This is a genomic window from Bacillus sp. FSL K6-2869 (assembly GCF_040869405.1).
Classification (GTDB): Bacteria; Bacillota; Bacilli; order Bacillales; family Bacillaceae; genus Bacillus; species Bacillus altitudinis.
The window spans coordinates 878,015-885,000 of sequence record NZ_CP152035.1; the positions used below are offsets into that span (position 1 = coordinate 878,015).

A 6,986-nucleotide genomic window follows, 5' to 3' on the forward strand; every position below is an offset into this window, starting at 1 on the left:
CTATTTAAGCTTCTTTTTCTTCTGTCTCAATCTCACTATCTTTTGGGTGATATGTTTGGAAGCTTGTAATCAAAGTATCTAGATGCTCCAATTCATCACGGTATTCAATAATACTCGACATCACATTCAGCATATTGTAATCGAGTAAGTCGTTTTCTTGATTTTGCTGGTGCTGAATAAATGATTTCGTTAATGTTTCAAGACGAAGAGAGCATTCATTTTGGAAGTCATCGTCCTGCGGTTTCATTTTTCCAACAAATTTCATTAAGGTACGTTCATGCCAATAAAGCAAATAATCAATCTCATCTGTTAAGCTCTCTCTGAAATGCTCTGGCATCAAATGAATTTCATTTTCTAACTTATGAAGCTTTTTCAGCAAGTACAGTGCTCGATTAGACGTCATGATTGCCTGTCTGAATAAAACAAGCTTTCTAGATTTGACATAGGTCGTTTTCTTTAAATAGCTTCGTTCTTCTTTGTATAACAAGTAAATGTGATCTAATTTGATCATACGTTCTTTTATTTGATCGATGTCATCCTTTAAAGTGGAATGATCAGTAGACTGTCTGGAGCTCAGACGGATCCATTTTAAAATCTCCTCCGTATTTTCCATAATGTGATGAACAAGCTTTGTTTCATACTTTGGCGGCAGGAAAATCAAATTCACTAAAAATGAAGAAAGTACGCCTAACACCACAGTTGCTGTTCGAATTAAGGCAAAGGAAAGGAAATGATCCCCTGCACTTTCTAAAATCGCGATGACGGTTACGAGTGCAATCGGAATCGTGTGTTCAATCTTCAGCTTTAAATTAATCGCAATGACCATGACGGCAGTTAAGCCGATGATGACTGGTCCTGTGCCAAAAAGCAGACCGAACGTAATGGCAAGTGCTGCTCCAATAATATTGGCTTGCACTTGATCAACAATCGTTAAAAATGATCGATAAATAGATGGCTGGATAGCAAATACAGCTGCAATTCCCGCGAAGACGGGTGTCGGCAACCCAAGCCATGTTGCCAGGTAAAGCGCGAGTACAATGGCAATACCAGTTTTTAAAATACGGGCTCCAAGTTTCATTGGTTTTGTCCCTGCATTCCTTTCTTTTCGATAATAGATGACCACTTGTCATATATCATAAATATTTTGATGAAACAACTAAGTAATATACAGCGGTCTTCCGAAATATTCAAGTGATTTTTGAAAGTTCATGAAAACATCAAAAGAAGGTATTGAGAAAAAATGTAACAGATTCACTCGCTTTTGACAATCAAGAGCTGGTAAATAAAAAAACAGACGCATGAATTTACGTCTGTTTTTCTCTTCATTATGATTGTTTCAGTTGTTCAAACGCATGATCTACCGCTATTAGCGTTTCAGAAATATCATTTTCAGTATGTGCAATGGTTAAGAACCATGCTTCATATTTAGAAGGCGCGAGGTTAATACCTTGTGCGAGCATGAATTTAAAGAAACGGGCGAACATTTCACCATCCGTATTTTCAGCCTGCTCGTAGTTCACAATCGTTTCTTTTGTAAAATAAATGGTGAGAGCACCTTTTAAACGATTCACTGTAATATCTACTTGATGTTTTTTTGCGTGGGCTAAAATTCCCTCTTCTAACATGGCCCCGAGCTGATCAAGACGTTCGTACACCCCGTCTTCTTTTAACACTTCCAAGCATGCAATACCAGAAAGGATGGAGGCGGGATTACCTGCCATCGTACCAGCTTGGTAGGCTGGTCCAAGCGGGGCGACTTGCTCCATAATTTCTTTTTTGCCGCCGTAAGCGCCGATTGGAAGACCGCCGCCGATAATTTTACCTAATGCAGTGAGGTCAGGTTTTACTTGAAGCAAGTCCTGTGCACCACCATACATAAAGCGGAAAGCTGTAATGACTTCATCATAGATGACTAGAGCCCCTTTTTCATGAGTCAGGTCATTAACCTGCTGCAGGAAACCGTCTTTAGGCTCTACGATGCCAAAGTTCCCGACAATTGGCTCAACAAGAACAGCTGCTACTTCATCACCCCAGCGGTCTAATGCTTCTTTGTAGCTGTCTATATCGTTGAATGGAACGGTAATGACTTCATTAGCAATACTTTTAGGCACGCCCGCTGAATCTGGTGTTCCTAAAGTGGAAGGTCCAGAGCCAGCCGCAACTAGCACAAGATCAGAATGGCCGTGGTAACATCCGGCAAACTTAATGATCTTTGTTCTGCCTGTATAAGCGCGAGCGACACGGATAGTCGTCATCACAGCTTCTGTACCTGAATTGACAAAACGAACTTTGTCCAAAGCAGGCATCGCTTCCTTCAGCATCTTAGCAAAAGTGACTTCATGCTTCGTTGGTGTTCCGTAAAGGACACCCGTCTCGGCTGCTTTCGTGATGGCTTTTGTAATATGAGGATGAGCATGTCCCGTAATAATTGGACCGTATGCTGCTAAATAGTCGATATAACGGTTTCCGTCAACATCCCAAAAATAAGCGCCTTCGCCTTTTTCCATTGCAACAGGTGACCCGCCGCCCACTGCTTTATATGAACGAGATGGGCTGTTAACCCCTCCAACAATATGCTCCAGCGCCTCTTGATGTAATTTTTCTGATTCGGTGAATTTCATAAATAGCCTCCTATCTCAACGTATCACGTCGTCTATCATTATTTTAACATGCCGATGCAAGCGTCCTTAGTTGAATATCTTCTCGAAATTGGATAGGCTAATGAAAAAATAGGTTGGAGGGATTGTATCATGACAATCGAAGTGGGGCAGCAAGTACCTGATATTGAATTACTTGGTGATAATGGAGAGAAAGTAAAGCTCTCTGATTTTAAAGGGAAACACATTGTCCTTTATTTTTATCCAAAAGATATGACGCCGGGCTGCACAACGGAAGCCTGTGATTTTCGTGACCGCCATCAAAGCTTTGCCGAATTAGATGCTGTGATTATCGGCGTAAGCCCAGACGGTCAAGACAAGCACCAAAAGTTTAAAGAAAAACATGACTTACCTTTCCTGCTTCTTGTAGATGACGAACAAAAATTGTCTGAAGCTTTCGGTGTATGGAAGCTGAAAAAGAACTTTGGTAAGGAATACATGGGAATTGAACGCTCAACGTTTCTTATTAATAAAGAAGGAAAGCTTGTGAAAGAGTGGCGTAAAGTAAAGGTGAAAGATCATGTGGAAGAAGCGCTTGAGGAACTGAAAGCTCACGCTTAATATGTTGACGAGATGAGATCGGCAGTCGTGCCGGTCTTTTTTGTATAGAAGAATAGGTAAAAAAGAGGATTGTAATTGACAAAGTTTCGGCTCTGGGGGTACACTATTTATAAAGATTATAATATAAGAATATTTTTGAAAAGAGAGGTGCATGATGAAATGGCTGCTCACGAACTAAAAGATGCTTTAGACGCTCTAAAAGAAACCGGTGTTCGAATTACTCCGCAGCGCCATGCCATCTTGGAGTTTCTCGTAAATTCTATGACACACCCAACCGCGGACGATATATATAAGGCACTTGAAGGAAAATTTCCTAATATGAGTGTAGCAACGGTTTACAACAATTTACGAGTCTTCCGGGAATCTGGATTAGTAAAAGAATTAACGTATGGGGATTCCTCAAGCCGATTTGATTTTGCGACATCTGACCATTACCATGCGATTTGTGAAAACTGCGGAAAGATCGTTGACTTTCACTATCCTGGCCTTGATGAAGTAGAACAGCTTGCATCCCATGTAACAGGTTTTACAGTAAGTCATCATCGCTTGGAGATCTATGGCACTTGTCAAGAATGTGCAAAAAAAGAAAATCATTAATGAAAAAGCTGACCAGTTGAATGGTCAGCTTATTTTTATGACTTTTTTCGATTGTAGGATTCATCAAACTCTTTGCCTTCTAATGCTGGATCGAGTGTAAGTGGCTCTCTGCAATGCATGCACATGTCCACCCGCCCAAGCACTTTTGTTTCCTTCTCACAGCCTGGACATACGACACGGACTGCCTTCGTAGAAAGCATACCGATCCAAAAGTAAACGGCTGTACTCAATCCAATCGATAACACGCCGAGTAGCATAAAGAAGGTCGACAGCCAGACCGATTCCTTAAAGAACACACCGATATACATGATCAAAAAACCAACAAAAACCAAACTAAGTGCAAATGTTCTGATTTTATTAATCTTACTGGAGTATTTCGCCATCCCTAGTCCCCCTTATCTCCAATATAGCACATTTTACCTTTCTGTTTGAATTAGTTATAGAGTTTTGTGAATAAATTGCTTATAATGATTCAACGATCTTTTTTCATGTATTGAAGGAATTTTGATTCTATGAGGAGAAATACATAGCATTAGAGAAGAACCTTACACCCGAGTATTGGAGGAATCACTATGGAAAATCTTCTCCGTCCTATTTATCAAGAGAGAGCAAGTCATCCAGATACATTAGCTGTGATTATAGTAGAAAGAAGGCATAAAGTATCTTCTGAGACGGATAACTTTGATGCAGCGCTTCTAGTCATCGTAAAGGATGCGGAAGAACCTTTATTTATTAAGCACTATGAATCCGATCACCAGACAGCTTCTTTAAATGTTGTCACAGATGATCAGTTGAAGGAATGGATTACCTTAGGTACCAACAGGCGGATTATTGATTGGATTTTAAACGGAAAAGTCCTGTTTGATCGAAATGAATATATTTTCAACTTGATTGATGAACTGAGTACATTCCCGTTTTCTAACCGTAAGCTCAAAATTGGTTTAGAATATGGCAAGCTCATTCGCAGATATATAGAAGGAAAAGCATTTTTTGAATCAAATCAATTCCTCGATGCATATAATTCCATTGTGCATGCCCTGCATCATCTGGCGCGTATTGAAGTGATTGATAAAGGCTTCCACCCAGAAGTGACCGTTTGGAACCAAGTACGTCATATGGAGCCGGAAGTATATAAACTTTATTCAGAGTTGATTGAAAGCCACGAAAGTCTTCATAAACGGTTAGAACTTTTATTCCTAGCGAATGATTTCTTGATTCATTCAAAAGCAGAAATTGGTGCGGCTCATTTGCGTCATGTCATGGAACAGCAGGATATTTGGCTGTTTGGCGAGCTTCTTGCACATCCTGATCTCAAACATTTCACACCTGATCTTAGTGTGATGATTGATTTCTTTGTGGAAAAAGGAATTGTGCTAGTAGAGCCAATTGAGACGAAGGGGCAAAAAATCTATCATCGAGGATATTTTGTTAAAAAAGATATTGACGTATGAATATTATGATGGTATATTATTAAACGTCGCTAATGAGCAACTGAGTTGCTTTTAAAGAAAAGCTGACAAAAAGAAATTCAGAAAAACACTTGACGCACACAGTGCTCAAATGTTATATTAAGAAAGTCGCCTCTGAGCGATAACGAAGATGATCTTTGAAAACTAAACAAGACAAAACGTACCTGTTAATTCGAGTTTTTATAAAAAAATCCTATGATACATCATAGGTAGTCAGTCAAACTGGCGAAAAGCAAAACTTCGGTTTTGTACTTTTTCGGAGAGTTTGATCCTGGCTCAGGACGAACGCTGGCGGCGTGCCTAATACATGCAAGTCGAGCGGACAGAAGGGAGCTTGCTCCCGGATGTTAGCGGCGGACGGGTGAGTAACACGTGGGTAACCTGCCTGTAAGACTGGGATAACTCCGGGAAACCGGAGCTAATACCGGATAGTTCCTTGAACCGCATGGTTCAAGGATGAAAGACGGTTTCGGCTGTCACTTACAGATGGACCCGCGGCGCATTAGCTAGTTGGTGAGGTAACGGCTCACCAAGGCGACGATGCGTAGCCGACCTGAGAGGGTGATCGGCCACACTGGGACTGAGACACGGCCCAGACTCCTACGGGAGGCAGCAGTAGGGAATCTTCCGCAATGGACGAAAGTCTGACGGAGCAACGCCGCGTGAGTGATGAAGGTTTTCGGATCGTAAAGCTCTGTTGTTAGGGAAGAACAAGTGCAAGAGTAACTGCTTGCACCTTGACGGTACCTAACCAGAAAGCCACGGCTAACTACGTGCCAGCAGCCGCGGTAATACGTAGGTGGCAAGCGTTGTCCGGAATTATTGGGCGTAAAGGGCTCGCAGGCGGTTTCTTAAGTCTGATGTGAAAGCCCCCGGCTCAACCGGGGAGGGTCATTGGAAACTGGGAAACTTGAGTGCAGAAGAGGAGAGTGGAATTCCACGTGTAGCGGTGAAATGCGTAGAGATGTGGAGGAACACCAGTGGCGAAGGCGACTCTCTGGTCTGTAACTGACGCTGAGGAGCGAAAGCGTGGGGAGCGAACAGGATTAGATACCCTGGTAGTCCACGCCGTAAACGATGAGTGCTAAGTGTTAGGGGGTTTCCGCCCCTTAGTGCTGCAGCTAACGCATTAAGCACTCCGCCTGGGGAGTACGGTCGCAAGACTGAAACTCAAAGGAATTGACGGGGGCCCGCACAAGCGGTGGAGCATGTGGTTTAATTCGAAGCAACGCGAAGAACCTTACCAGGTCTTGACATCCTCTGACAACCCTAGAGATAGGGCTTTCCCTTCGGGGACAGAGTGACAGGTGGTGCATGGTTGTCGTCAGCTCGTGTCGTGAGATGTTGGGTTAAGTCCCGCAACGAGCGCAACCCTTGATCTTAGTTGCCAGCATTCAGTTGGGCACTCTAAGGTGACTGCCGGTGACAAACCGGAGGAAGGTGGGGATGACGTCAAATCATCATGCCCCTTATGACCTGGGCTACACACGTGCTACAATGGACAGAACAAAGGGCTGCGAGACCGCAAGGTTTAGCCAATCCCACAAATCTGTTCTCAGTTCGGATCGCAGTCTGCAACTCGACTGCGTGAAGCTGGAATCGCTAGTAATCGCGGATCAGCATGCCGCGGTGAATACGTTCCCGGGCCTTGTACACACCGCCCGTCACACCACGAGAGTTTGCAACACCCGAAGTCGGTGAG

General features: G+C 42.9%; 6 protein-coding genes and 1 rRNA gene (1 of these 7 cut by a window edge). 4 read left to right on the plus strand and 3 right to left on the minus strand.

What is annotated here, in order from left to right:
- Positions 1–4 precede the first annotated feature (4 nt).
- Together MHI58_RS04320 and MHI58_RS04325 are read right to left on the minus strand one after the other, a co-directional pair.
- Positions 5–1,078 carry an aromatic acid exporter family protein gene (locus tag MHI58_RS04320; RefSeq protein ID WP_024718258.1) on the minus strand — a complete coding sequence of 358 codons (1,074 nt, stop codon included), beginning with the start codon at positions 1,076–1,078 and terminating at the stop codon, positions 5–7.
- A gap of 247 nt (positions 1,079–1,325) precedes the next feature.
- Positions 1,326–2,621 carry a glutamate-1-semialdehyde 2,1-aminomutase gene (locus MHI58_RS04325; RefSeq protein ID WP_045034512.1) on the minus strand — a complete coding sequence of 432 codons (1,296 nt, stop codon included), beginning with the start codon at positions 2,619–2,621 and terminating at the stop codon, positions 1,326–1,328.
- A gap of 129 nt (positions 2,622–2,750) precedes the next feature.
- Here MHI58_RS04325 and bcp point away from each other — a divergent pair, with 129 nt between their 5' ends.
- The gene (bcp, locus tag MHI58_RS04330) at positions 2,751–3,218 is read left to right on the plus strand and encodes a thioredoxin-dependent thiol peroxidase (RefSeq protein ID WP_007496746.1); all 468 of its coding nucleotides are present in this window, start codon (positions 2,751–2,753) and stop codon (positions 3,216–3,218) included.
- 159 nt (positions 3,219–3,377) lie between these two features.
- Complete coding sequence (perR, locus tag MHI58_RS04335; protein ID WP_003217782.1) at positions 3,378–3,815, plus strand: peroxide-responsive transcriptional repressor PerR; 438 nt, start codon at positions 3,378–3,380, stop codon at positions 3,813–3,815.
- A gap of 35 nt (positions 3,816–3,850) precedes the next feature.
- Here perR and MHI58_RS04340 read toward each other — a convergent pair whose 3' ends face one another.
- Positions 3,851–4,198 carry a YgzB family protein gene (locus MHI58_RS04340; protein ID WP_007496750.1) on the minus strand — a complete coding sequence of 116 codons (348 nt, stop codon included), beginning with the start codon at positions 4,196–4,198 and terminating at the stop codon, positions 3,851–3,853.
- Between the two features lie 189 nt (positions 4,199–4,387).
- Here MHI58_RS04340 and MHI58_RS04345 point away from each other — a divergent pair, with 189 nt between their 5' ends.
- Positions 4,388–5,266, plus strand: coding sequence for a nucleotidyltransferase-like protein (locus MHI58_RS04345; protein ID WP_025206981.1), 879 nt, complete (start codon positions 4,388–4,390; stop codon positions 5,264–5,266).
- A gap of 271 nt (positions 5,267–5,537) precedes the next feature.
- Positions 5,538–6,986, plus strand: a 16S ribosomal RNA gene (locus MHI58_RS04350) (it continues 100 nt past the right edge of the window).

Excerpts from the sequence above, each read along its gene's own strand:
- MHI58_RS04320 (WP_024718258.1), bottom strand. The coding sequence starts at position 1,078 with ATGAAACTTGGAGCCCGTATTTTAAAAACTGGTATTGCCATTGTACTC.
- bcp (WP_007496746.1), top strand. The coding sequence starts at position 2,751 with ATGACAATCGAAGTGGGGCAGCAAGTACCTGATATTGAATTACTTGGT.
- MHI58_RS04325 (WP_045034512.1), bottom strand. The coding sequence starts at position 2,621 with ATGAAATTCACCGAATCAGAAAAATTACATCAAGAGGCGCTGGAGCAT.
- perR (WP_003217782.1), top strand. The coding sequence starts at position 3,378 with ATGGCTGCTCACGAACTAAAAGATGCTTTAGACGCTCTAAAAGAAACC.
- MHI58_RS04340 (WP_007496750.1), bottom strand. The coding sequence starts at position 4,198 with ATGGCGAAATACTCCAGTAAGATTAATAAAATCAGAACATTTGCACTT.
- MHI58_RS04345 (WP_025206981.1), top strand. The coding sequence starts at position 4,388 with ATGGAAAATCTTCTCCGTCCTATTTATCAAGAGAGAGCAAGTCATCCA.